This window comes from Dyadobacter linearis, from assembly GCF_907165045.1.
GTDB lineage: Bacteria > Bacteroidota > Bacteroidia > Cytophagales > Spirosomataceae > Dyadobacter > Dyadobacter linearis.
This window is the reverse complement of record NZ_CAJRAU010000002.1, coordinates 165,566-191,444: the sequence shown is the minus strand read 5'-3', so window position 1 is coordinate 191,444 and position 25,879 is coordinate 165,566. Positions and strand designations below refer to the sequence as shown.

At 45.4% G+C, this 25,879-nt stretch carries 25 protein-coding genes; 11 read left to right on the top strand and 14 right to left on the bottom strand.

All coding sequences use genetic code 11. From position 1 onward, the window contains the following. Window positions 1-28: 28 nt before the first annotated feature. Complete coding sequence (locus KOD92_RS06920; RefSeq protein ID WP_215232825.1) at window positions 29-1,120, top strand: BT_3928 family protein; 1,092 nt, start codon at window positions 29-31, stop codon at window positions 1,118-1,120. A 14-nt stretch (window positions 1,121-1,134) separates the two neighbouring features. Next, window positions 1,135-1,638 (top strand): shikimate kinase, encoded by a 504-nt coding sequence (locus tag KOD92_RS06915; RefSeq protein ID WP_215232824.1) that lies wholly within the window; start codon window positions 1,135-1,137, stop codon window positions 1,636-1,638. Here the strand turns inward: KOD92_RS06915 and KOD92_RS06910 are convergent, their stop codons facing one another. Together KOD92_RS06910 and KOD92_RS06905 are read right to left on the bottom strand one after the other, a co-directional pair. Continuing rightward, window positions 1,639-3,207: an OmpP1/FadL family transporter gene (locus KOD92_RS06910; protein ID WP_215232823.1), complete on the bottom strand. Its 1,569-nt coding sequence runs from the start codon at window positions 3,205-3,207 to the stop codon at window positions 1,639-1,641. A 114-nt stretch (window positions 3,208-3,321) separates the two neighbouring features. Further along, window positions 3,322-4,605, bottom strand: a complete 1,284-nt coding sequence (locus KOD92_RS06905) for a hypothetical protein (RefSeq protein WP_215232822.1) — start codon at window positions 4,603-4,605, stop codon at window positions 3,322-3,324. A gap of 181 nt (window positions 4,606-4,786) precedes the next feature. Between KOD92_RS06905 and proS the strand changes: the two genes are divergently transcribed. Then, on the top strand, window positions 4,787-6,262 hold the full coding sequence (gene proS / locus KOD92_RS06900) for a proline--tRNA ligase (RefSeq protein WP_215232821.1): 1,476 nt from the start codon (window positions 4,787-4,789) through the stop codon (window positions 6,260-6,262). Window positions 6,263-6,325: 63 nt separating this feature from the next. Next, entirely contained in the window at window positions 6,326-6,754 is a 429-nt protein-coding gene (locus KOD92_RS06895) for an FKBP-type peptidyl-prolyl cis-trans isomerase (RefSeq protein ID WP_215232820.1), read from the top strand. Between the two features lie 52 nt (window positions 6,755-6,806). Here the strand turns inward: KOD92_RS06895 and KOD92_RS06890 are convergent, their stop codons facing one another. Then, complete coding sequence (locus tag KOD92_RS06890) at window positions 6,807-7,436, bottom strand: AlbA family DNA-binding domain-containing protein (protein WP_215232819.1); 630 nt, start codon at window positions 7,434-7,436, stop codon at window positions 6,807-6,809. Between the two features lie 3 nt (window positions 7,437-7,439). Continuing rightward, the gene (dprA, locus tag KOD92_RS06885; RefSeq protein WP_215232818.1) at window positions 7,440-8,564 is read right to left on the bottom strand and encodes a DNA-processing protein DprA; all 1,125 of its coding nucleotides are present in this window, start codon (window positions 8,562-8,564) and stop codon (window positions 7,440-7,442) included. 120 nt (window positions 8,565-8,684) lie between these two features. On the opposite strand from dprA, the gene KOD92_RS06880 reads away from it, so the two are divergent. Next, entirely contained in the window at window positions 8,685-10,508 is a 1,824-nt protein-coding gene (locus KOD92_RS06880) for an alpha-amylase family glycosyl hydrolase (RefSeq protein WP_215232817.1), read from the top strand. A gap of 39 nt (window positions 10,509-10,547) precedes the next feature. Here the strand turns inward: KOD92_RS06880 and lepB (KOD92_RS06875) are convergent, their stop codons facing one another. The 8 genes from lepB (KOD92_RS06875) to KOD92_RS06840 all read right to left on the bottom strand — a co-directional run bounded on the left by lepB (KOD92_RS06875) (window position 10,548) and on the right by KOD92_RS06840 (window position 17,916). Beyond that, window positions 10,548-11,726: a signal peptidase I gene (gene lepB, locus KOD92_RS06875; RefSeq protein WP_215232816.1), complete on the bottom strand. Its 1,179-nt coding sequence runs from the start codon at window positions 11,724-11,726 to the stop codon at window positions 10,548-10,550. A gap of 133 nt (window positions 11,727-11,859) precedes the next feature. After that, a complete protein-coding gene (gene lepB, locus KOD92_RS06870) occupies window positions 11,860-12,996 on the bottom strand; it encodes a signal peptidase I (protein WP_215232815.1) in 1,137 nt (378 codons plus the stop codon). Window positions 12,997-13,023: 27 nt separating this feature from the next. Continuing rightward, the gene (gene dapB / locus KOD92_RS06865; protein ID WP_215232814.1) at window positions 13,024-13,743 is read right to left on the bottom strand and encodes a 4-hydroxy-tetrahydrodipicolinate reductase; all 720 of its coding nucleotides are present in this window, start codon (window positions 13,741-13,743) and stop codon (window positions 13,024-13,026) included. A gap of 24 nt (window positions 13,744-13,767) precedes the next feature. Next, a complete protein-coding gene (locus KOD92_RS06860) occupies window positions 13,768-14,457 on the bottom strand; it encodes a DUF5683 domain-containing protein (RefSeq protein WP_215232813.1) in 690 nt (229 codons plus the stop codon). A gap of 3 nt (window positions 14,458-14,460) precedes the next feature. Beyond that, window positions 14,461-15,378, bottom strand: coding sequence for a ParB/RepB/Spo0J family partition protein (locus KOD92_RS06855; protein WP_215232812.1), 918 nt, complete (start codon window positions 15,376-15,378; stop codon window positions 14,461-14,463). Between the two features lie 21 nt (window positions 15,379-15,399). Next, window positions 15,400-16,197, bottom strand: a complete 798-nt coding sequence (locus KOD92_RS06850) for a ParA family protein (protein WP_215232811.1) — start codon at window positions 16,195-16,197, stop codon at window positions 15,400-15,402. A 164-nt stretch (window positions 16,198-16,361) separates the two neighbouring features. Further along, window positions 16,362-17,384, bottom strand: a complete 1,023-nt coding sequence (locus tag KOD92_RS06845) for an SPASM domain-containing protein (protein WP_215232810.1) — start codon at window positions 17,382-17,384, stop codon at window positions 16,362-16,364. Window positions 17,385-17,454: 70 nt separating this feature from the next. Next, window positions 17,455-17,916: an Lrp/AsnC family transcriptional regulator gene (locus tag KOD92_RS06840; protein WP_215232809.1), complete on the bottom strand. Its 462-nt coding sequence runs from the start codon at window positions 17,914-17,916 to the stop codon at window positions 17,455-17,457. Between the two features lie 180 nt (window positions 17,917-18,096). Between KOD92_RS06840 and ald the strand changes: the two genes are divergently transcribed. The 3 genes from ald (at window position 18,097) to KOD92_RS06825 (ending at window position 21,999) form a co-directional block, all read left to right on the top strand. Next, window positions 18,097-19,209 (top strand): alanine dehydrogenase, encoded by a 1,113-nt coding sequence (gene ald / locus KOD92_RS06835; RefSeq protein ID WP_215232808.1) that lies wholly within the window; start codon window positions 18,097-18,099, stop codon window positions 19,207-19,209. 435 nt (window positions 19,210-19,644) lie between these two features. Continuing rightward, on the top strand, window positions 19,645-21,411 hold the full coding sequence (locus tag KOD92_RS06830; RefSeq protein WP_215232807.1) for a DEAD/DEAH box helicase: 1,767 nt from the start codon (window positions 19,645-19,647) through the stop codon (window positions 21,409-21,411). Window positions 21,412-21,474: 63 nt separating this feature from the next. After that, window positions 21,475-21,999 (top strand): DinB family protein, encoded by a 525-nt coding sequence (locus tag KOD92_RS06825; protein ID WP_215232806.1) that lies wholly within the window; start codon window positions 21,475-21,477, stop codon window positions 21,997-21,999. Between the two features lie 5 nt (window positions 22,000-22,004). Here the strand turns inward: KOD92_RS06825 and KOD92_RS06820 are convergent, their stop codons facing one another. Further along, window positions 22,005-22,952 (bottom strand): zinc dependent phospholipase C family protein, encoded by a 948-nt coding sequence (locus tag KOD92_RS06820; protein WP_229254573.1) that lies wholly within the window; start codon window positions 22,950-22,952, stop codon window positions 22,005-22,007. 422 nt (window positions 22,953-23,374) lie between these two features. Here KOD92_RS06820 and KOD92_RS06815 point away from each other — a divergent pair, with 422 nt between their 5' ends. Continuing rightward, the gene (locus tag KOD92_RS06815) at window positions 23,375-23,779 is read left to right on the top strand and encodes a Dabb family protein (protein WP_215232804.1); all 405 of its coding nucleotides are present in this window, start codon (window positions 23,375-23,377) and stop codon (window positions 23,777-23,779) included. A 58-nt stretch (window positions 23,780-23,837) separates the two neighbouring features. Here KOD92_RS06815 and ung read toward each other — a convergent pair whose 3' ends face one another. Then, window positions 23,838-24,503 carry a uracil-DNA glycosylase gene (gene ung, locus KOD92_RS06810; protein WP_215232803.1) on the bottom strand — a complete coding sequence of 222 codons (666 nt, stop codon included), beginning with the start codon at window positions 24,501-24,503 and terminating at the stop codon, window positions 23,838-23,840. Between the two features lie 126 nt (window positions 24,504-24,629). On the opposite strand from ung, the gene apaG reads away from it, so the two are divergent. Together apaG and KOD92_RS06800 are read left to right on the top strand one after the other, a co-directional pair. Then, complete coding sequence (gene apaG, locus KOD92_RS06805; RefSeq protein WP_215232802.1) at window positions 24,630-25,016, top strand: Co2+/Mg2+ efflux protein ApaG; 387 nt, start codon at window positions 24,630-24,632, stop codon at window positions 25,014-25,016. A 46-nt stretch (window positions 25,017-25,062) separates the two neighbouring features. Further along, the gene (locus KOD92_RS06800) at window positions 25,063-25,836 is read left to right on the top strand and encodes an O-methyltransferase (protein WP_215232801.1); all 774 of its coding nucleotides are present in this window, start codon (window positions 25,063-25,065) and stop codon (window positions 25,834-25,836) included. Window positions 25,837-25,879: the final 43 nt, after the last annotated feature.

Here is a 25,879-nt window from a genome sequence, read left to right as displayed (position 1 = left end):
CTGCATGCATTAAATTCAGCTATTTTAAATGAAAATCATCGCTCAGATTTCCCGCGTCATTGTCGGGCTGCTATTCATTTTTTCGGGACTTATCAAGCTGAATGATCCGATCGGGACGCAGTATAAGCTGGAAGAATATTTCGAAGTTTTCGCGACTGACCTGCCTATGTTCCATGATTTTTTCATGGGACTTATCCCGCTGGCGCTCTACTTTTCGGTATTTCTCTGCACGGCTGAAGTGGTGCTGGGTATTGCACTGCTGGTGGGCTACAAACCCAGAACTGTGTCCTGGCTGCTGCTGCTGATCATCGTATTCTTTACATTTCTCACCTTCTATTCTGCCTATTTTAACAAGGTAACCGACTGCGGTTGTTTCGGGGCGGCTATTAAACTTACTCCCTGGACTTCGTTTGGGAAAGACATATTTCTGCTTGCGCTTATTCTGATCATCGTTTATTACCGAAAGAAATTCCGGCCGCTGCCGACAGGTATTATCGTGGCAGTGTCCACTCTCGCGTCGCTGGGTGTGGCAGTATATTCGCTGCGCCATTTGCCTATTCTGGATCTGCTGCCTTATCGTGTGGGAGCCAATATTCCCGCCCAACTGAAACCTTCGGAGCCGCTGCGATACCTATACACTTTCGAAAAAGACGGGAAGACGTTTGAATATGAGCAATATCCGAGTGACACGACGCTGGTATTCAAGGAAATGAATGTGATCAATGAGGATGCCAAGCCGAAAATCACAGACTATAAAGTTTGGAACGATGCAGGCGATTTTACAGAAGAAACTTTTAAAGGCACAAAGCTTTTCCTGATCATTAAAAACCTTACTGATATCAATACAGCTGCTTTGCCAGATATCAATAAGTTGCTCAATGCAGTGCGCGGAAAAGGGGTCGAGCCGATTATATTGACCTCAGGCAATAGCGACGAAATAGTTCAATTCGTGGCTTCTCACCAGCTCACTGCGCCTTTTTATTATGTAGATGCAACTGTATTGAAAACGATCCTGCGCTCAAATCCGGGCTTGTGGCTGCTGAAAGATGGTACGGTCAAAGGGAAATGGCACTATAATGATACGCCGGAAGCGGAGGAGGTTCTTAACCTTGTTAAATAGCCACTTTTTTTGAAATGAAAAATATAATCCTTGTGGGGATGATGTCGTCGGGTAAAACGACGCTTGGAAAAAAGCTCGCCCGGATCCTGAATTATCGGTTTGTAGATCTTGATAAGCTGATTGAGCAGGACCAGAATATGGATATCCCGACCGTTTTTGCAACGAAGGGCGAACCGTATTTCAGGGAAGTGGAAAGCAGGATACTGAAAGAAGTGTCCGGACGCCGGAATATGGTACTTGCATCTGGCGGGGGTACGCCCTGTTTTTTCGATAATATGAGGGTGATCAATCAAATGGGTATCAGCATATTTTTAGACGTGCCTGCGAAAGATCTGGCTCGCCGCATTGAAAACCACGGAAAAGACGATCGCCCGATCCTGTCAGGAACTACTTCGCTGACAGATACATTGGAGCAAAAAATAAATGAGCGCCTGCCGTTTTATTCGCAGGCGCTCATTACTTTGAAAGGTGATATTGACACAAGTCACTTATTGCAGGAACTGAAACCGCTGCTGTGATCAGAAATTGTATCCCAGCGTTAAAACTAGATTAAGTGGTTTGGTTGAAATGTTGGCAGTGTAAAATTGCTTGTCAGGATTTTCGAGTGTATAGGGCGTGTAAGTCGCTTTGTACATGGAATAGGTACCTGCCAATTCTACAAAGATCCGATTGAACCGCGCGCCCAATCCCGCAGAATATAGCATCCTATCGCGTTTGATCCCGTCAATGCGCTCGTAATACGGGTCTGCAAAATAGGCGATTCCAAGGCGACCTCTTAATATCCCAAACCGGTATTCCCCACCCAGCCTTGCATTCACAACATTGCGATATACATCTTTTACCTCCGCATTGTTATTTGTTCTAAAATCATCATTTTCCTGATCGGTCAGGAAGTTTGTGCGAAGGCGCATTCCTGAATAACCTACAAATTCCAGCGTTCCGGTGATAAAACCGCTGCTATTAAAGAAGTAAGTAGCACCAGCAGAACCTCTGAACGGACTTACAATCGAGTATTCGAAATCATTGGGTACCAGAGAAATCCGCCTGTCCCTCGGTCCGACATCTACACCATTATCATCGGTGATAGACCCACGGATATAATTTGCGGCGACAGATTGGTTGAACGTTTCCCGCATTGCAGTGAAAGTCGGCGAAGTAAGCGAGGCGCCGACCTGAATGGTTGGGGAGAATTTATAGATCAAACCAAACGTTGCATTAACCCCATTACCAGATGCAGAAAAGTCCTGGTAATTCGTAGTGGAATGGAAGTAGGATGCATTGATGATCGAATCATGCAGCATGTGGGTGTAGTTATACCTGATCCTGCTAAAACCAAGCGAACCGCCTACGAACAATTTATCATTGTAATTCCCTGCATAAGCAATAGTCCACTGCGTTTGCGCGCCTTTTGAACTGAAAAAACCCTCCTGCAAGGTGGCGTTCCTCGCATCGTCACGCGCATAAGGAGAACCATACCCTTCGGTAGTAGAAACAAAATTGGTAGGATAGATAGTCTGCAACTGGTAGTAGGCATGATCCAGATAGCGGTAAGTGCCCTGGTTGTCATCCAATTCCTGAGCGTAATCTTCATCCGTGTAGCCCGCTGCATTCGCATCTTCAATTGCCCTGTCCAGAAAATTACTGCTGTTGTTCAGACCCGTGTAATTGAATTTGTTCTGGAAAGATTGCTGTCTTGAAAAAGAAATACCCAGAGAAGTCCTTTTCCATTTACGCTGAAATCCAGGCTGGCTGGTAATGACCAATGATGCATTGGCAACATTGCCGGAGCTCTTTCCGGCCGCTGTAACGCGATCAATGTATTTGGTATCGGTATTGAAATTACTAAGTCCTGGACTTATCGATACTTCTGAGCGGGTAAAAAAGCCAAGTCCTGCGGGATTGCCGCTGATTGTGCTGGCGTCGCCGCCTAAGGCTGCGTGATTACCTCCGACAGCCTGAAAACGGGCTGTACCAGTTTGGTTAATCTCAGAATAGCGAAATGCGTCGCTGGCATATTGGGCAAAGGAAGTTGATGATGGTATTAAAAAGCTAAAAAATAAGATAGCTTTTGCTTGCGATCTGTTCATATCAAATACTACAAAAATCAATGCTGGTTTGAACAATTATTTAAACAAAAACCCTGCAAACTTATCGGGTTTTGCAGGGCTTTAAACATATCAAAGATCTAAATTCTTAACAACTTATCTCGGACCTCTTGAAGACGAACGTGTTGCTCCTCCTCCACCACCGCCACCGGATGGTGCGCTGTAAGATCTCGTTGGCGCACTAGGTGCACTGTAAGTTCTTGAAGGCGCGTTGTACGATTCACTTCTCGAAGGTTGCTGGTAAGTCCGGGTTGGCGCACTGTAATCAGACTGACTTCTTGAAGGAACGTTGTAAGACGGCTGGCTGTAAGTGTTTCCGCTTCTGGATGAACGTGGCGATGTATAATTTCCAGCGCTTCCGGAGTTAGGCTGCGAATAAGTGCTGCCGCCTGCCTGGCGTGGACGTGAGTAATATACATTGTTGCCTTCGCTTGCTCCTCTGGTCGAATAGGATTCGTTTGCCATTCTGCCACCGGTATTGTTCACTTCACCTCTGGTAGACGTTCTTCCTGATCTTGGAGAAGAATAAGTTTCATTTGCAGAAATCGCATTTGAAGATCTTCTTCCGTTAGATCTGTTGGTTGTAACCGCACCAGATCTCGATGGAGTTGAATTGGCCGCGCTGCGTACTCTTCCATTTGAAACAACTCTTGGTCCGTACGTTCTGGAAACTCCTCTTTCGACATTGTTAACTACGACAACCGGACGGCTGTAGGCCCATGGGGAATATCCATAACCACCTCCATAACCACCTCCGTAAAATCCATCGTAACCGTAACCGTACATGTTATAACCAAATGGATCGTAACCGAAAGGACTGTATCCCATCATGTTACCATAACCCATCATCCCACCGTAACCCATCATGCTGCCGTAACCGAATGGAGAATATCCCCATGGTGAATAGCCGCCCATCATGGATCCCATTCCGAAACCGATATAAGGGCTCATCCTGAATCCATTTCCATAACCGATGCGGAAACCTGCATTCATCATGCTTCCTGGCCAGTAAGACCCGATTCCGCCGTAAAACGGACTGATATTAGAAGTTGCGCTGTTGAAACCGTCAACAAAACCTGCATTGTAACCTACGTCACTGGAAACAGCGCGCTTCACACCCCGTGATGTCATGTAAGACTCATCGTAATAATCTGCGGTTCCGCTTTCTCCGTCGCCGGTGTAACTGTAATCGGGATTATCTCCCCGGGATAGTTCCTGATCTGCACCTCCGTCTCTCGTTACTACCCCCGAACCTGGCCCGCCTCCATAAAGGTCATCATAACCGCCGCCCGAACGTGATACATATTGATTTGAAGTACATCCCCAAGCTCCCAATAAAATTAGCAAAGACAAGTGCTTCGCTTTATTGATTGTAATCATGGCTTTAAAGGATTAAATGTTTGATGCTAATATAACTATAAATTCCGTTCCACACTATAAGTAAACGCCCGTTACATTACATTAATTCCAAAGTTAACATAAAAAACTATCTTTGCAACTCCCCGAAAAACGAGCTGTTTATAACAATATACTCCATTTCAATTACAAAAAAATCCTAATAATGAGTAAATCCCTGCCAACACGAAGTGAGAACTACTCCGAATGGTATAATGAGCTGGTAAAAAGAGCAGATTTAGCTGAGAATTCCGCAGTGAGAGGCTGTATGGTGATTAAACCTTACGGCTATTCTATCTGGGAAAAAATGCAGCGTGCATTGGACGATATGTTCAAGGAGACCGGCCACTCAAACGCGTATTTCCCGCTTTTTATACCCAAATCCTACCTAAGCAAAGAAGCTTCCCACGTGGAGGGTTTTGCCAAGGAATGTGCAGTGGTTACCCATTACCGGCTGAAAAATGACCCGAACGGGAAAGGCGTGATCGTGGATCCGGATGCAAAGCTGGAAGAGGAACTGATTGTACGGCCCACTTCTGAAACGGTGATCTGGAGTACTTATAAAAACTGGATCCAATCCTACCGCGACCTGCCTTTGCTTATCAACCAGTGGGCAAATGTGGTGCGCTGGGAAATGCGGACAAGGCTATTCCTTCGTACCGCCGAATTTTTGTGGCAGGAAGGGCATACCGCCCATTCAACCGCGCAGGAGGCGATTGCGGAAAGCGAGCAAATGCTGGAAGTTTACGCCACTTTTGCCGAAGAATGGATGGCGATGCCCGTTGTAAAAGGGATTAAAACTGCGAATGAAAGATTTGCAGGTGCCGAAAACACCTATTGCATTGAAGCTTTGATGCAGGACGGAAAAGCTTTGCAGGCAGGTACTTCTCACTTTTTAGGCCAGAATTTTGCGACTGCATTTGACGTGAAGTTCCAGGACAAGGACGGGAAACTGGAATATGTTTGGGGTACTTCCTGGGGAGTGAGCACCAGGCTCATGGGCGCATTGATTATGGCGCATTCCGACGATGCCGGGTTGGTACTCCCTCCAAAGCTCGCCCCGATACAGGTTGTGATCGTTCCGATTTATAAAAATGATGAACAGTTGCAACAGATTTCCCAAAAGGTAGATGAAATTACCAAAGCGCTGAAAAAGCTGGGTATCTCGGTAAAATATGATTCGAACGATGCTTACAAGCCGGGATACAAGTTTGCCGAGTACGAACTGAAAGGCGTTCCCGTGAGGCTCGCCATTGGCAGCCGCGACCTGGAAAACGGTACGATCGAGGTAGCCCGCCGGGATACCAAAACGAAGGAAACTGTCAGCCTCGAAGGTATTGCAACGCATATACAAGCGCTTCTTGACAACATCCAGGAGTCGATTTACAACAAGGCGCTCGCATTCCGGGATGAAAATACATTTCGGGTAGATACATTCGAAGAGTTCAATCAGGTTCTCGATTCTAAGGGTGGATTTATCCTTGCGCACTGGGACGGGACTTCTGAAACAGAGGAGAAAATCAAGGAAGAAACCAAGGCTACCATACGTTGTATCCCACTTGATCAGAAGGAAGAAGCAGGTACGTGTATTTATTCAGGCAAGCCTTCGACGGGCAGGGTAGTTTTTGCGCGGGCATATTAATTTTACAGAAATTCAAGACAACCAGGAAACTGGTTTATTTTCCAACCATAAGATCATAAAATAATGAAGCAGGCGCAGGCAGGAGACAACGTACAGGTCCATTACAAAGGCACCCTACCAGACGGGCAACTTTTTGATTCGTCGGAAGGTCGCGATCCGCTTAACTTCCAATTGGGAAGCGGACAAGTTATCAAAGGATTTGATGACGGGGTGACCGGAATGGAAGTTGGCGACAAAAAGACGATCCATATCCCCAATGCGGAAGCTTATGGTCCCGTAAATGAGGATATGATCATCAATTTCGATCGCAAGCAAATTCCGGCGGACATTCCACTGGAAATCGGCGGAACGCTGAATATGCATCAGGATGGTGGCCAGGTTATCCAGGTTATCGTTCGCGAAGTGACAGAAGATTCAGTGATACTGGATGCAAATCACCCGCTGGCTGGCCAGGATCTTATATTCGAACTTGAACTGGTTGGAATCAACTAATCAGTATATTACTAACGGGAACGGACCGGCGAAAGCTGGTCCGTCTTTGTTTTCACTCAGTCCATTTCAGGCTGAAAGCTTCCGGTTTGGTACCGGGTATTTTTAACAAAATCTGCCTGGCTGCAAGATCATGCAACATGCGGTCCGCTCGCTTCTCAGATACATTGATCATTCTCGAATAAAATCTCGCATTGACCGAATCCTCAATTCTCAGGTAAGCTACCAGCGATTTCACGTGCTTGCTTGCCAGCAGCTTTTCCGTTTCAAGATTGTCGGAATTATAAAGTAATAGCTTGGGAATAGGCACACTCTTATCTTTTACCCGCACATAAATCGTACGCGCACCTTTGTCGCTTACCACATAGTGCGGCTTTTCTTTGCTTTCTTCAACTGTCACTAGCAAAACCTTTTTGCCATTAAGCTGCTCAGATTTAATTTGAATTAAAATTTTGGGATCTATAAAATCTGTATTCGCTTTTTCCAGTTTTTGAAGCTCTGTCAGTTCCGACGTCACGCCGCTGATCACCCCTGAATCATTTACCCCAATAATTAATAAACCACCCGATGTATTGGCAAAGGATACAATTGTCTTAGCGATTTTTGCGGGGCTGTCAATCCTGCTTTTAAACTCTGTGCGAAGCCCTTCTCCGGCACTTATGATTTCTGCAATGCTTTTACTCATTCATTAAATAAGACTATATTTTTTACCCGGCAACGACCTGATCATTCCCTGGAACTCAAGGTTTAACAATAATGTGGCCAATTTGTTCAAATGCATACCCGAATGCCATGCTAACTCGTCAATCTGCGTTGTTCCTTTCTGTTTCAGCATCGCCAGGATCTGTCCTTCATCCTGCGTAAAACCATCGAAACTCAGGGACAGATTTTTTGAAGGAATCAGTTTTTCGGGCGCCTCTTCCCTACCCCAGCCCATTGCATTCACCAGATCTTCGACGGAGGTAAATATGGAAGCTTTGTGATCGCGGATCAATGCATTGCAGCCTTCCGACTGCGTATTTCCGATCATACCCGGAACTGCGTATACATCGCGGTGGTAGTTCTGCGCAAATTCAACCGTAATCAGACTCCCGCCTTTTTTCCCTGATTCTACCACAATGATCACATCACTTAATCCTGCAATGATCCTGTTCCTGGCTGGGAACCTCATAAAATCCGGCTTGGTTTCAAGTGGATTTTCAGTTACAATTCCACCGTTTCCCTCCATTTCCTGGGCCGTTTTTTTATGTGCTGCCGGGTAAATGACGTCAATGCCGCTTGCCATCACCCCGATCGTGGGGATATTGCTTTTCACGCAGGCGCGGTGCGCGGTAATATCAACTCCGTAAGCCAGCCCGCTCACGATCGTAACCTGAAAGGGTTCCAGCTCGCGTATAATCTGCTCGGTCACAGATTTACCATATTCACTTACTTGCCTAGTGCCCACGATCCCGACAGACCTGCCTGCATTAAAATCCATATTTCCTTTGGAATAAAGCGCGATAGGAGCGTCGTAAAGTGGTTTCAGCCGCAGCGGATAGGAAATGTCAGTGAAGAAGTGCAGCCCGATACCCCACTTTTTGCAATTCGCAAACTCGGTCTCAGCATCGGCCATTCCTTCGCGGGCGAGGATTGCTTTGACCACCTTCTCTCCCACTCCCGGAATTTTGATGAGTTTCCTGTAATCTGCCTGGAACACTTCCCTGGCGCCGCCGCAATAGCTGATCAATTGGCGAACTGTTACTGAACCCACACCTGGGGTGCGAATGAGCGTGAGGATACAAATTTCCTCTGTTTCTGGGGATGCTTTCATGAATTGTAGTGTGTTTTTTGAGTAAAAATCGTTGCTGACCATGCTAAAAAGCTTGGCATGCATTTTGCCAATATACGTCAATGGTTTACTTAAAACAATTTCAATTTCCCAAGTACATATATGGAAAATCTTGACACCGATGCTACGGAAACATTGGCTTCTTTTAAAGGAATGGGGGCGGTTTGTTACCCCGAGGGCGTGCATTACAGAGTATGGGCTCCGCACGCAGACAGCGTTTCAGTAATCGGGACTTTTAATGATTGGGATGTGGAGGCAAATCCGCTTCAATCCGAGGGAAATGGCTTTTGGGCCGCATTGGTTGAGAACTCCAAAGAAGGTGATGAATACAAGTTTTTCCTGAAAACGCCTTTCGGTGAATTTCACAGAAATGACCCGTATGCACTTAAAATGACCAACTCAGCAGGCAATTGCATCGTTTACAATCATGCGTCATTTGAGTGGCACGATTTCAACTTCCAGATTCCAAGCTGGCACGAGCTCGTTATTTACGAGCTGCACGTGGGTACCTTTCACGTAAAGGAGGAAGGGCAGGTTGGTACGTTCTATACTGCAATTGAGAAAATTCCTTATCTGAAAGAAATGGGTTTCAATGCAGTCGAGCTGATGCCCTGCGCTGAATTTCCAGGCTCCCGTTCGTGGGGCTATAACCCGGCGAACCCGTTTTCAATAGAAGCTGATTACGGCGGTCCCGATGGCTTGAAAGCTTTTGTCCAGGCTGCTCACGAGGCTGGAATGGCCATTATTCTGGATGTTGTATACAATCACTTCGGCCCTTCCGACCTGGATCTGTGGCAATTTGACGGCTGGTCTGAAAACGACGGCGGTGGTATTTACTTTTATAATGATTGGAAAGCAGAAACGCCCTGGGGCAGCACCCGGCCGGATTATGGTCGCGGCGAAGTAAGACAATATGTCCACGATAATGCGATGATGTGGCTCAAAGAATATCGCGTGGACGGTTTGCGAATGGATATGGTGCCTTATATCCGCAACGTAAAAGCTGACGGAAATCCGGGTAATGATATTGCAGATGGAATATCGCTGATGCAGTGGATCAACAAGGATATCCGGGAAAGGTACCCGAATTGTATCACAATCGCAGAGGATATGCATTCGCTTGATTTCATCACTAATTCAGTAGAAAACGGCGGATTAGGCTATGGTTCTCAGTGGGATGCAGAGTTTGTTCACACGATTCGCGATGCAATCATTACTGCTAATGATCAGGAAAGGGATATGGAGCAGGTGGTTCAGGCGATCACGTACAAATACAATACGGATTCTTTTCAGCGGATCATTTATACCGAATCCCACGATGAAGTTTCCAATGGTCAGGCCCGTGTGGCCGAGGAAATTGCAGACGGAGATGTGAATAACTGGTATTCCAAAAAACGGGCTGCGCTGGGTGTGGCGCTGGTTATGACCACGCCTGGCATTCCAATGATTTTTCAGGGACAGCCTTTATTGGAAGACAAATGGTTTTCAGACAGCGACCCGATAGACTGGTCTCGGCTTGACAAATTCAGAGGTTTTGCGAATCTGCACCGCGATCTGATACACCTGAGAAGAAACTGGTTTGGAGTAACAAAAGGTTTGCAAGGCCAGAACGTTCAGATCATTCGTGCCGATAATGAGAAAAAGGTGGTTGCAATGCACCGTTGGAGCGAAGGCGGGCCGAAAGACAGCGTGATGGTAATCCTAAACTTTTCAACCGAAACTTTCTCAGATTATAAACTTGGCTTTCCAAGAGGCGGAAAGTGGAATCTCAGGTTCAATAGCGACAATGGAGATTATGATCCGGACTTCTCGCATATCGGCATCACAGATGTGGATACCGCAGACGGCGAATTCGACGAAATGCCTGTTTACGCTTCTTTGACGATTCCCCCCTATTCTGCATTGATTTTCTCGCAGGAGGATTAAATAACCATCGGACAAAGCCAGGTTGATAGCCTGGCTTTGTTATCCGATGATCCTGAAAATCCTGTCCCACCGGATCTTCCGAAGAAAACTAGTGGGATTAGGGTCAATAGACATCCATACAAATACCGCTTTTCCTACAATGTGATCCTTAGGTACGAATCCCCAATAACGCGAGTCCGCTGAATCGTGACGGTTATCGCCCATCATAAAGTAGTAATCCTGTTTGAAAGTGTAAGTTTCGAGTATCTTGCCCCGTTGCGTCAGTCGGCCATTTTCAAATGCTATATCACTATTACCATCGTAATTTTTGATGACCTCTCCGTACAACGCCGAGTTAATCTCATTGAGTTGTACAGTCGTCCCTTCTTTTGGAATTATGATAGGCCCGAAATTATCCTTGTTCCAATCCAGCTGTTCAGCGCCAGGAAATAAGAACGGTTCTTTCAAACCTTTATCAAGCAGTATCGGATCAATGCGCTTTACAAAATCGTATGTTTTCAGCTTCGCTACAATATCGGAAGTGGTTTTAACAATATATCCGAACTGATCGTTAGCGGTAATGCTGTCGCCGAAAGTCTCCGTGAACTGCGCGTAATCTGCTATTCCGTTTTTGTGAAATATATTTTCTTCGTTTACCTGGGTAGTGGTGGAAACGAAGTATTCATTTTGAAGTCTGGGTGGATTCTGCATTGGCTTTCCATTCACGAAAACCTGTCCGCCTCTGATTTCCAACTTATCTCCGGCGATCGCAACGCACCTTTTGATGTAGTTAGATCGCAAGTCGGCCGGGTGAGGATGCAGGTCTGGCAGAACGTTACTGTATTTCTGGTAAGAATCCGGGTGCTCGACGGGCAAGTTGAAAACGACCACATCACCATTTTTTACATTCGTAAATCCGGGTAGCCGGAACTGAGGCAACTGAATCCAGTCGAGATATGAAGGAATCTGCGTTCCCCAAATGGTTTGGTGCGTGAGCGGAACTTGCAGCGGCGTGATCGGCGTGGTAGTCCCGTAATGCATTCGGCTCACGAACAGATAATCACCCACCAAAAGGCTGTTCTCCATCGAAGGAGTGGGAATCACAAATGCGCTGAAAAATAGCCACCGGATGATGGTAGCGGCTACAACTGCAAATAATATGGAATCAAACCATTCACGAAAAGCAGACTTTTTCCTGGGTTGTTGTTTTGATTTTGGCGCTAGTTCAAGGACTGACATTTCGGGGTTGTGATTACTTGAATCGCAAGTTACACTTCCCTTAATAAACAACAAATCTATATATTATATTTTTTTATATATAAACAAAAAAGGGAAGGCTGTTTGCCTCCCCTCCTTTTATATAATGCTTTTTTTAATTGATAACCCTGAAAAGCCGGTTCCACCTGATCTTATTGAAAAAGCTGGTAGGATTTGGATCGATCGACATCCACACGAAAACAGCTTTTCCTACAATATGATCTTTCGGAACAAATCCCCAATATCTAGAATCGGCTGAGTTGTGGCGATTGTCGCCCATCATGAAGAAGTAATCTTGCTTGAATGTATAGCTTGTAATCGCTTTACCGGCAATACTAACCGTTTTTTCGCCCAGTTCCACACCTTCGTTCTCTTCATAATTTTTAATAACCGGGCCATACAAAGCGACATTTTCTGGCGTCAGCGCAACTGTCATTCCTTCCTTCGGCACTTTTACCGGGCCGTAGTTATCGCGGTTCCATTTGAAAAGCTGAGAATTAGGGTAAAGCATCGGCTCGCTGATCTCTTTCGAAGATTTGACAACTGTGATACTTTTTACAAAATCATAAGTCTTCAATTTGGCTGCAATTTCCTCAGTCGTGAACACCAGATAACCCATTTGGTCATTACCAGGAATGGTGTCGCCATAAGTCTCGGAGTAGGTATTGTATTCTGATATTCCGTTCTCTTTGAACACCTTAGCTTCATTTACCGCAGTGGTAGTAGCCACAAAATATTCATTTTCCATGCGTGGCGGATTCTCCATCGCAGTTCCATTTGCATAAACCTGCAAGTCCCGCACTTCCAGATTATCACCCGGCAGTCCCACGCAACGTTTAATATAATTGGTTTTCAAATCGACAGGATGCTGTAACTCAGGCGGGTAATTGAATACAACCACATCCCCACGCTTCACATCGCTGAAACCTGGCAACCGGTATTGAGGCAGTTGGATCGCGTCGGTATACGAAGGGATATTGGTACCCCATATCGTCTGGTGGGTCAATGGAACCTGTAAAGGTGTTTTTGGCGTACGCGTCCCGTAATGCAGCTTGCTTACGAAAAGGAAGTCCCCCACCAGCAAACTGTTCTCCATAGACGGAGTCGGGATCGTAAACGCTTCGAAAAACAACCACCGGATCAGGGTTGCCGCAACGACAGCGAACAATATGGAATCAAACCATTCCCGTATCGCGGACTTTTTCTTTTTTGTATTCACTGTATTTGAAATCAATTCTCTATTTACAGACATGCTTATTTTTCAATTATTGATAGCGTACTAATCCAGGTCTTCAAGTAAATCGTCCATCCCGAATACCCCGGTTTTTCCAGGCAGCCACTCGGCAGATATTACTGCGCCCAACGCAAATCCGGCGCGGGTATGCGCAGTATGGGTAATTTCAATCGTGTCCACCTCAGATTCATAGCGGACAATGTGGGTACCAGGTACTTCGCCCAGTCTTTTTGCTTCTATTTGCACAAATCCATCTTCCTCCTCGGGCGCCAGCTTCCAGCCTTTTTGCGAGCTGTTTTCCGCAGCAATACCTTCTGCCAATGTGATAGCTGTCCCACTTGGCGCATCCAGCTTGTGAATATGGTGGATCTCGGTCATGGAGGTGCGGTAAGCCTGGCCTTTCATCAGCCGCGCGAGCTGGCGGTTCAATCTAAAAAAGAGGTTAACACCAATGCTATAATTGGAAGCGTAAAAGAATGCTCCCTGCTGCTGCATGCACAGATTTTCAATTTCCGATCTGTGTTCCAGCCAGCCGGTAGTACCACTTACGATAGGCCAACCCCTTTTAAGACAATAGGTTATATTATCATAAGCAGCTTCCGGCGCACTGAACTCAATCGCGACATCTACATCAGCTGCGGCGAGTGCATCCATTTCATGCCGGTTCTGTACATCTATTTTTCCTGCGATCGAGTGGCCTCTTTCAATGGCGATACGCTCGATCGTTTTGCCCATCTTACCATACCCGAGTAATAATATTCTCATTAAAAATGTATTTGATTCTAAATGTTATTTCAAATTAAAAACCAGCCGCACTCCTGGTGTAGGAGTAAGCATAGCCGGTTGGTGTAATTTAGGTTCAACCCGCAATGTGAGATCGTCGGACAGGTCAAAAGTTTTCAAATGCGCTGCTACATTGGCCTCAATAATAGAAAGCGTGTAGATCAACCCGGTCACGATAAGTGCAAATCCGCGGTTTCGGCGCCAGTAATTCTTTCCTCTGACTGCCTGGTCCCTGCTCGCGGGCAAGTATTCGCTTTTGGTATTCAATAAATTTCTGACCCTCACAGTCACCGAGGAATCAACTAACTCAGGTCTCGGCTGTCCATACTTTGGGCTATCCTCTTCCAGAATATAAAACTGTTTGTAAGCCGACAGGTAATCGCGGTATTTAAGGGAGTTCAGATAATAGGCATAAAGTCCTCCTCCAAATGCAATGTAGACGATAGGCGCTTTCCAGTAATCTCTGTTGTAAATCTGCCCCATTCCCGGTATCAATGCCATTCTGGTGGCAGTTCTTGGTACGGGCATAAACTTACCTTTAACATTTTTTAACGAATCACCCGGCAGCAGAACGGTACTGTCATTCACCACAACAGGTACTTCCATCACCTGAATGCTGTCTTTGTTATTCGTAGTTTGAGCCGAAATATGCTGCGAAAATAGCAGAATTACCCCCAGCCAGAGCCAGTTTTTCAAGTCTTATTTAAATTTCAATGTTTCCAAAATCTTCTTTAATTCCTCCTGCGAGGCAAAAGGGATCTTAATTTCACCTTTATGCGCCTCACTACTTTTTACGGAAACCTTTGCTCCGAAAAAGGAAGATAATTGAAACTGTAACGACTTTATTTCCTGATTAATTGTCACTGGTTTCTTGTCGGTAAGCGAGCTCGTGCTCATCATTCCAAGCTTTCTTACCTCGTCCTCTACCTTCCGCACAGACCAGCCTTCTTCAATGATTTTATTAAAAATTTTCAGCTGGCTCTGATCGCTATTAATCGTAATAATAGCTCTCGCGTGTCCCATACTGATCTTATTGTCCCGCAACGCAGCCTGAATTACCGGCGGTAATTTCAGCAAACGGATATAGTTATTGACAGTTGTACGGTTCTTACCTACTCTGATCCCCAACTCTTCCTGTTTGAGGCTGCATTCGAGTATGAGTCGCTGGTAACTGAGCGCGATCTCTATTGAGTTGAGGTTTTCACGCTGGATATTTTCGATCAGCGCCATTTCCAGCATTTGCTGGTCATTCGCTGTTCTTACGTAAGCGGGAATGGTAGTCAAGCCGATTGATTTGGAAGCCTGCAACCTGCGCTCACCAGAAATAAGCTGGTAAGAATCTTCCGACATCTGACGAACAGTAATCGGTTGAATAATGCCTTGTACCCGGATTGAATCGGCCAATTCCTGCAATGCTTCCTGGTCGAATTTCGTCCTCGGCTGGTATGGATTAGCCTCTATCTGATCAAGACTGATATCGTTCATCGAACCCACCACGTCCGTTGCCGGCATTCGGGAGGCTGATCTTGAATTATTTACCTTCTCTGAGTCCTGCAGAAGTGCTCCCAATCCTCTGCCAAGCCCGGTCATTTTTTTTGTCTTACTGCTATTCTCCATGTCTTAACTATTTGATCATAATCAGTTTACGCCCATTTGCTTATCCGAAGAGAGCAACCCGTTTTTACTTAGAATTTCTCTTGCAAGATTCAAATAGCTAACCGCCCCCTTACTGTCTGAATCCTGCGCCATAACCGGGATACCATAACTTGGCGCCTCACTGATGCGGACGTTGCGGGGAATGATCGTATTGAAGACAAGTGACTCAAAATGGTTAGTAACCTCAGTCACAACCTGATTAGAAAGCCGCAGCCGAAGGTCGTACATGGTCAGCAGGATCCCTTCGATAATCAGGTCGGTATTGAGCCTGGATTGAATGATTGTAATGGTATTGAGAAGTTTGCCGAGACCTTCCAATGCAAAATATTCGCATTGAACCGGAATGATAACCGAGTCTGCTGCTGTAAGGCTATTGATCGTGATCAGGCCCAATGAGGGTGAACAATCGATGATAATAAAATCGTAGTTGTCGCGCACTTCCGAAATGGCGTCCTTCATTCTGTTTTCCCTGTTTTTCAGGTTAATCATCTCGATCTCAGCACCGACGAGATCAATGTGTGAAGGAAGTAAATGCAGGTTTGGGAAGTCTGTTTCGAAGATAATTTCCGAAGCTTTCGCCTGCTCTACCATGCACTCGTAAATGCTGTTTTCCATTTCCTGCGGGTTAAAACCCAGCCCGGAAGTGGAGTTTGCCTGAGGATCGGCGTCAATGATTAAAGTCCGGAATTCAAGCGCAGCCAGGCTGGCAGCCAAATTAATAGCGGTGGTCGTCTTCCCTACTCCTCCCTTTTGATTCGCAATTGCAATAACTTTGCCCATGTATTCATTTGTGTTACCAATTTCAAATTTCAGCTATTCAGGGCAATTCACCAAAAAATGTTCCACGGAGATTTGAGTAAAACAAATATTATATTGCTAATCAGCGATTTAGCTTACATTATTATTTAATTAAAATTACAAACACCCGGAATTAGACGGATGTTTCACGCCCAAACCTGCGTTCCTTCCGTACAATTCTTGCACATTTCTATTTCCGATCGCGACCGGATCAGCGACGCACGGAAGTCTACATATTTCTTGCCTCTCCAAAGTTCTGTAAATGTCTGCCGCTTCATGTCACCAAGTTTATATTCAGCGTCTTTGTCAAAACAGCAAGGTACCACCGCGCCGTCCCAGGTTATCACGCAGGAATGCCACATTTTCCAGCAGTGATCTACAAATTTGTTTTTAATAGAATAGCCGCCGCCGGCTTCCTGCTTATATCTCGAATACTTGTCAATCGTCGGGATCAGATTTGAACCTTCCTCATAGTCATATATTTGCGCGGTTTTGAAACCGATCTCATCAACACCCATTTCCTCGGCCAGCTTCTTCACATCCTCGATCTGATGTTCATTTGGCTTCACTACCAAAAACTGAAAAATAACGTGCGGCGTGCTCGATTTGAGCTCCTTTTTCCACTTAATAATATTGCGCGTTCCTTCCAGCACCTTTTCCAGATTCCCGCCAACCCGATATTGCTGGTACACATCCTGCGTAGTCCCGTCGATAGAAATGATCAGCCTGTCCAGCCCCGACTCTACTGTCTTCTTCGCTTTCTCATCATTTAAATAATGCGCATTTGTGGAAGTAGCCGTGTAAATGCCTTTGTCGTGCGCATATTGGACCAGCTCAAAAAACTTGGGATGCAGGTAAGGTTCTCCCTGGAAGTAGAAAATCAGATATAATAGCGTATCTGCGAGCTCGTCGATGGTCTTTTTATATAGCTTCTCCTCCATCATCCCGGTAGGTCTCGTAAATGAACGAAGTCCGCTCGGGCATTCGGGACAGCGTAAATTACAAGAAGTGGTAGGTTCGAAAGAAATGGCGATCGGCATTCCCCAGTGCACCGGGTTTCCGGTCATTTTGGAATAAAAATAACTGCTCAAGATCTGAATAGAATTCCAGGCGCGCTTCGGCGTTACTTTGGACATTAAGTTCAGACCATCCTTAAAATTTTTGTTCATTAAATACCGCTTTTGGCGATTAGCATTCAGCTATTTGCGCGATGTGATGATTGAAAAAAGGCCCGCCCGATCAGACTACCTCAATTCCCGTAGTGTACTTTATCTCGGAAATTACGAAATAACTACTGATGTGTAACACGCTTTTGAGTGCAGAAAGTTTTTGTTGGTAGAATTGATTGTAAGCTTCCCCATCTTCCACGATCACTTTCAGCATATAATCGAAGTTGCCCGAAACGACCGAGCATTCAAGCACCTCACTCATATTCACGATAGCCTGGTTGAAGTCCTCAAAACTCTCTTTCCGCTGCTTATCAAGGGTTACATTGCAATATACCACCAGGCTTTTCCCCAGTTTCCTGCGGTTTAAAAGGCTGACATATTTGTCGATAAAACCCTCTTTTTCAAGCTTTTTGATCCGCTCGTGAACCGGGGTTACAGAGAGATTGATCTTACTTGCGATCTCTTTGATGGTCAGTTGCGCGTCGTCCTGCAATAGTGTCAGGATTTTGCGGTCGGTCGGGTCTAGTTGCATTCAGTATTTTTTTCTGATTAGCGCCAGGTTAAAAAGTGGTTTTCCAGTATTTTTTCTTACAAAACCAACCAAAAATAGTTTTCTTTTCTGTCTTATAAACTATATCTGGTATGATTTTCCGCAACAACCTACTTTTGGATTCTTCGCTTCCAAATACCACAAGCATTAACACTATCCTATATGATAATCGGTGTCCCGAAAGAGATCAAGAATAATGAAAACCGAGTGGCGCTTACGCCGGCAGGTGTGACTGAGTTCCGCAAGCAAGGTCACCTTGTATATGTACAAGCAGATGCGGGAAAAGGAAGCGGTTTCAGCGACGAGCAATATCAGGAAGCGGGCGCAAGTATCCTGCCTGCCATTGAAGAAGTGTATGCGATCGCGGAAATGATCATAAAAGTAAAGGAGCCGATTGAAAGTGAATATGCGCTGATTAAAGAAGATCAACTGCTATTCACCTACTTCCATTTTGCATCTTCGGAGCCACTTACACACGCGATGATTGAAAGAAAGGCAGTTTGTCTGGCTTACGAAACCGTTGAAAAAACAGACAGAAGTCTGCCGCTGCTTGTTCCGATGAGTGAGGTAGCAGGTAGAATGGCGGTACAGGAAGGCGCCAAATATCTGGAAAAACCGATGGGCGGATTTGGTATTCTGCTCGGTGGCGTTGCAGGCGTAAAACCTGCGAATGTATTGGTACTTGGCGGTGGTATTGTAGGTACACAATCCGCAAAAATGGCCGCGGGACTCGGGGCAAATGTAACGATCGCTGATATCAGTCTGCCGCGGCTGCGTTACCTGGAAGATATTATGCCAGCCAATGTGGATACCGTTATGTCCAACGAATACAATATCCGTGAGCTCATCAAAAGCGCAAACCTGATCATCGGCGGCGTACTGATCCCCGGCGCGAAAGCTCCTTACCTGATTACCAGGGATATGCTGAAACTCATGAAGCCGGGTACTGTAATGGTAGACGTGGCGATTGACCAGGGCGGCTGCTTTGAAACTTCCAAAGCGACCACGCACGAACATCCGATCTACGAAGTGGATGGTGTCGTACATTATTGCGTTGCGAATATGCCCGGAGCGGTTCCCTACACTTCCACCCTGGCTTTGACAAATGCAACTTTACCTTATGCATTGCAGCTGGCGAATCTGGGCTGGAAAACTGCCTGCGCGGCCAATGAAGAGTTGCGCAAAGGATTGAATGTAGTAAATGGTAAAGTGGTATTCAAAGGTGTTTCCGATGCATGGAACCTGCCTTATACCGAGGTGAAAGAATTATTCTGAATACAACAAACCTAACTATATATGCCTGGCAGGAGTTACTCTTGTCAGGCTTTTGCTTTCTAAAAATATTACAATTAATTTACTGCATAGCTTGCAGTTTCCGATTATCTTCTTACTTTTGCATAAAATTTACGAACATCCGTTCGCTTCTCTGCTTCATACGGTCAGGCATTCATTAAAAGATAGCAGCCTGCATCAATTCGTCCGGTAAGACAGCCGTTCACATGCAGAGCCCCACGGATGATTGTGGTGGGCTTTGCGCAATCCCTTTTTTAAAATTTTCGTTTTTAAGCTCTCGTCATTTCGACAGAGGTTTGTTGTCAAAACATTTCATATTACTGAGCTAGACCGGTATATTTTTGTTTCGACAAAACCAGAGTTGGCAAATGCTGCTGAGCTGATTTTTCCAAATAGAATAATACTAATAGACAGATAATGACAACTGAAACAATTGAATCATTTTCGGAGCTTGGTCTCTCTGAGAATATCCTTAAAGCCCTTACAGAAATGGGTTTTACAAAACCCTCGCCGATACAAGCACAAGGCATTCCGGCAGTAATGCAGGGATCTGACGTAATTGGTCAGGCGCAAACAGGAACCGGAAAAACTGCCGCATTTGGTATCCCGGTACTTGAAAGAATCGATATTACCAGTAATGCAGTACAGGCATTGGTACTTTGCCCAACACGTGAATTGGCGGTGCAGGTATCAGAAGAAATCGGCCGCCTGGCTAAATTCCAGAGAGGCATCAAAATCGAAGCTATTTATGGCGGAGATTCGATCGACAGACAAATGCGTTCCCTGAAAAAAGGCGTACATATTGTTGTAGGAACGCCAGGTCGTGTAATGGACCACATGGAACGCAAAACCTTGAAATTCGACGAAGTTCGGATGATGGTTTTGGATGAAGCGGACGAAATGCTTGATATGGGATTCCGTGAAGATATTGAAAGCATTCTTGCAGATATGCCGGAAGATCGCCAGACTATCCTTTTCTCGGCAACTATGTCGAAGCCAATCATGTCGATCACAAAGCGTTTTTTGAACGATCCGATATTGATTAAAGTAGTTCGTAACGAGCTTACTAACGTAAATATCGAGCAGGTTTACTTCGAAGTTAAACCTCAGGCGAAAGTGGAAGTAATGACCCGCCTGATCGATATGCACCACTTGAAATCACTGCTTGTTTTTTGTAATACCAAAAGAAAGGTAGACGAAATCGTTGAAGATCTTCAATTGAGAGGCTACGCTTCCGAGGGTATTCACGGCGATTTGCGTCAGCAACAAAGGAGTAACGTAATGAGCAAATTCAAGGCTGGTGTTACTACTATCCTGGTTGCGACAGACGTAGCTGCCCGCGGTATTGACGTGAGCGGACTTGACGGTGTGATCAATTATGACATTCCTTTGGACGAAGAATATTACGTTCACCGGATCGGTCGTACCGGCCGTGCGGGAATGTCAGGAAAAGCATTTTCACTGGTTGCCCGTGACGAAAAATATCGTCTGAAAACAATCGAAGGTTACACCAAGGTAAAAATCGAAAAAGGAGTTATTCCTTCTTACGAAGATATCGTTGGTGTTCGCAAGGCACGTTTTGTTGAAAGTATTTCTGTATCTATCCAGGAAGGTGACGATCAGGAGCTTTTCGGAGATGTTCTCGAAATGTTGCAGCACGCAGGTTACTCGACTGAGCAGGTTGTAGGCGCCATGGCGAAACAGATCATGGGTGTTCAGAAAAATGAATACGGAGATTCAAACCTGGCCTGGGAAGAAAGACGCGGTGACGCCGGACGTTCTGGCGGTGACAGATTTGAAAGACGTCCTTCCAGCGGAGGTCGCTTCGAAAGAGGTAACGATCGCAGAGAAGGAGAACGTCGGGGAGCTGATCGCTACGCACCAAAAGGTGATTTTCGCCGTCCCGAAGGTGTTCGCGATGAGAACCGCAAACCCGCATCAGTTGAAGCTGGTATGACCCGTTTATTTTTAAGCCTTGGTCGCAAAGACCATATCATGCCGAAGGATATTGTTGGTGCCATCGCTGGCGAAGCCAATATTCCTGGCAAGACGATCGGTGCAATCGACATATACGACAAGTTCACTTTTGTGGACGTTCCTGAACGTGACGCTCGCGCAGTGCTTCGTGCCATGGACGGTAATACCATCAAAGGAAAACCTGTTCAAATTGATATTGCGAAATAATCGCCTGTCAAATCATTCAAAAAGGGGACTCAATCGGGTCCCTTTTTTTGTTATTTTGCCACCATGAAAGAGAATCAGAAACCAGAAGTCTGGCTGCGAGGGCCGATTCCGCACATTCCGCCTCTGCTGCAACCGGTAGCACACGCATTGAAGCAGGCAGTTGAAGAGCTGGCTGTATTCTCTGATTTTTTTCCTGCCGACCTGCTCTGGGAAAAACCTTCGGGTCTGGCTTCGGTCGGTTTTCACCTCCAACACCTTTCCGGCGTGCTCGACAGGCTGTTTACCTACGCACGATCAGAATCCTTGAATGAAAATCAGCTAGCTTATTTAAAAAACGAAGGAAGTGCTACGCTCGGCGACGAGACCTACGAAAGCCTGCTTTTCACGTTCGAGAAACAAGTGGCCGCCTCGCTTAAACAATTGCAATCTACCCCAGAAGCTACCTTGACCGAAGTGAGATATGTTGGCCGTGCAATGGTACCTTCTACACAACTGGGCTTGCTATTTCACGCAGCCGAACACACACAGCGGCATGTAGGGCAATTGCTCGTGACAGCCAGGATATTACTCGCCCGGCAAGATCAGTAATTCACCTAGTCAGATTCAGTGCGCACATTGAACAGCTTTTGAAGCCAGCTTTTTTGTTCTTCCGCCTGCTCCTGCGCTTCTTTTATTCCGGGAGCAAATCCTGATATTTCCCGCAGATCAGGCTGCCCAGCATTGACCCAGCAGGTATACCAAATGTCCCCAACCATTTTTACCGAAGCTTTCATCCGTCGCTCCACCTGCTTTGCCAGCATTTGATGATACTTTTCCGAAAATTCTCTTGAATAACTTCTGGTCAGTACATTATTTCGCAATTCATAACTGTACTTCTCGTCCTTCTTGAACCGCAATGTGAGTTGTTTCTCAAACAGAAATACAGAGTCGCACGCAAGATGCGAGTCACGGACAATTTTCCAGGCTTCGATTGCTATATTATCACAATACTCCGCCGGACCGATCCATAAATCGTAATTCCCGGCAAATAGCTCTGGCAGTCGCGATTCCCAGAATCCATGAATTCCCTCCTGCCCGCTCAGTTGCCCATTATAATTTCTGGTGGTATGTAAAGGCACGTGTGCGTCGGCGACATAGTGGCCCAGGTCCGCCGAGACTTTCAATATCCTCCCCGGATTTTTGGTTTTGAAAGCTTCCGTCAATTGATAAGCGGATTGCTGTATTTGCCAGGGCACGATCCCATGTTTCCGGAGGCTATCTTCTCCAAAACGCGCAACAGCGGCTGGCCAGAATTTGGGAAGGATCAGCAGCGCACTGTCACCGTAAACATCCAGGTCGATGAAATGCCGCTCCGCTTCACCCACGACAGCGTACCTTCGTTTGTCCGGATTAGTCGCATTTTCAGTAAGGTATTCAATATGCTTTTTATAAAATACCTGCATTTCAGGCGGCAGGCGGAAAGTCGCCATTCTGTTAATCCGCTTATGGGCCCAGAATCCCCACCGGATATCGGAGCCCAATGCCTCATTTTGGCCTTTCACCAAACTGAGAATGAGTGTGATTATGAAAAAAAACTTTGCTTCTTCTGAAAAAATTTTTTTAGGAGCACAATGTGAGACCATACATAATTTGGGAATAGATTATAAACCTTCTTAAACCTATTTAGACGCCTCTTGCACATTCTGGTCACATCTTTCAATTGTTCTCAAACTCAGTTTTTGGAAAAATGCATATTTCAGAACTCTAAAAGCCCATTCCAGCGCGTGGTAACCGATTCGTTATACATTTATTCAAATAGTGATTACCAAATTATATTTTGCGACAATGAGATTTTGCTTGCTGATCTTTCTTAAATTTGCAATATTTCAACATAAGTTATATTTAATATCCAAATAATACAATACTTGAAGAATGTTTTACCTTTGTAGCACAAACAAGATTTAAGAATTTTGAATTGCTACAAATGAAAACGAGAAATAAAACATTAGGATATCTGGTACCAGTCTTCGCGCTTTGCGTATTCATGCTGGTAATCTACGGCGCTTATGTGCCGCACAAACCAGCTGAGACGCAGAAAGTGGTATGCATTAAATTTAAAGAAGGAGCTACTGCCGAGGATATGGAGAAACACTTGCGTGACTTTGCTTCCATGAAAACGTCGATCAAAGATCTGGTTGCCTATTCGGCAGGTCGTGTGCAGAAGTCAGAAGGAAGTGCAAACGAATTTGATGTGATCCATTATCTGACTTTCCGCACGGATGAAGGTGCACAGCAATATGCACTGAACTCAGACCGCAAGGAGTTCATCAAAACCAATGAAGCAAATTGGGATAAGGTGCTGGAAATGAATTCCGACATTCAGAAATAAAAAAATAGTAATAGGAGTGAAAATTTGAAAGAGAGTCGGGTTTCCCGGCTCTCTTTTTTTACCAGTTAATTGGTTCTAATCCCTTACTTGTCAAAAATTCATTTGCCTTGCTGAAATGCCCCGTCCCGAACCAGCCGCCGTTGTTAGCGGACATTGGTGAAGGATGTTTTGCTTTAAGTATCAGATTTTTATTTGCATTGATAATCACTCCCTTTTCCTGCGCATACCTGCCCCAAAGCATATAAACAACATCTTCCTTATGATCCGACACGCATTTAATAACAGCATCAGTGAAACGCTCCCAGCCCTTATTCTGGTGAGAACCTGCCAACCCGCCCTGTACAGTCAACGTTGCATTCAGCAATAGTACACCCTGCTTTGCCCACCTTTCCAGATTCCCGGACTGCGGAAATGGCTTCCCCAGATCCTGCTGAATCTCCTTAAAAATATTGTTCAGTGAAGGCGGCATACGAACCCCGTCATTGACCGAAAATGAAAGCCCATTTGCCTGTCCGGGCCCGTGGTAAGGATCCTGACCAAGTATAACCACGCGGCAATCGTCAAAAGTGCAGTAATTGAATGCGTTAAATATTTGCTTTGCCGGAGGATAAATTTGTTTGGTTTTATATTCCTCTTTGACAAATGTCGTTAATGCTTCGAAATAGGGCTTTTCAAATTCCGGTGCCAGTTTCTCTTTCCACGATTGCTCTATCTTTACATCCATATCAGGTCTTTGATTTTTGGGCCAAATTATATGTTTTTGATTTGGTTTTATCAGTAATTGATTGCTATTTTCGTTTAAGTGGAAGTAATGCCGGGTACGATTTATTTACCAACACCCTCAATCCATATGGTTTCCAAAGTGACAGATGGTGTGAAAGTCACCGTTTTGACAGAATATCAACCGGACTATTCCAATCCGGGGCAGGACCATTACGTGTTCACTTACAAGATATTAATTGAAAACCACAGCGAACATACCGTGAAGCTTTTGCGCAGGCACTGGCTGATCCACGATGCAAATGCAACTGTGCGTGAGGTGGAAGGAGCCGGTATTGTCGGACTTCAACCGATCCTGGAACCTGGCGATGTACACGATTACGTCTCGGGTTGCAACCTTAAAACGGATCTCGGCAAAATGTCGGGTACCTATTTAATGGAGCGGGTACTGGACGGGCGTCAGTTCCGGGTTGTGATTCCGGCATTTTCATTGGTCGCCCCATATCGTTTAAATTAAAATCGTCGGGAATACCTGCCGATACCTCCGAAAAACCCCCATTCATTTGATTGCCGCGTATTTAAAGTATCTGCTCAGGTCCGGAAACCAACATTCGATCCATTCTCCGTTTCTGTTTGACCTGTATAATCAGGTTATCAATGTAAAAGACCAGCACGCAGATTACGCGGAAATTAAAAAGCTGAGAAAAGAATTGCTTTCTTCTAAAGAGATCATCGAAATTCTTGATCTGGGTGCCGGGTCGCGGGTCAACAAATCCAACCAGCGAAAAATAGGCACGATAGCAAAAAACGCAGAGAAGCCCGAGAAGTTTGGAAAACTTTTTTACCGGCTTGTGCAGCGTTTTCAACCGGAAACGGTGATCGAGCTGGGTACTTCACTCGGACTTACTACACTTTATTTCTCGAAAGCAAATCCTGCCGCCGACATCATCAGTTTTGAAGGCTGCCCGCAAACTGCCGCGAAAGCAGAAACGCATTTTACGCGGCTGGGAGCAGAAAATATAGAAGTAGTAGTTGGCAATATAGATCAGACACTTCCCGCCAGACTTGCCCAGCTCGATCAACCGCTGGATTTCGCCTATTTCGACGCAAATCATCGTTACGAGCCAACTGTGCGCTATTTTGAGGATTGCCTGCCGCATATTCAGGAGAATTCGGTATTCATTTTCGACGACATATATTGGTCGAAGGAAATGACTCAGGCTTGGGAGCAAATCAAATCGCACCCGAAAGTCACGCTTACGGTAGACCTTTTCTGGATCGGACTTGTATTTTTTCGTACCGGACAAGCCAAAGAAGACTTTACCTTGCGTTTCTAAAAAGCGGCACGTGAGCATTACTTTTCGGCCGATGAATAAATAG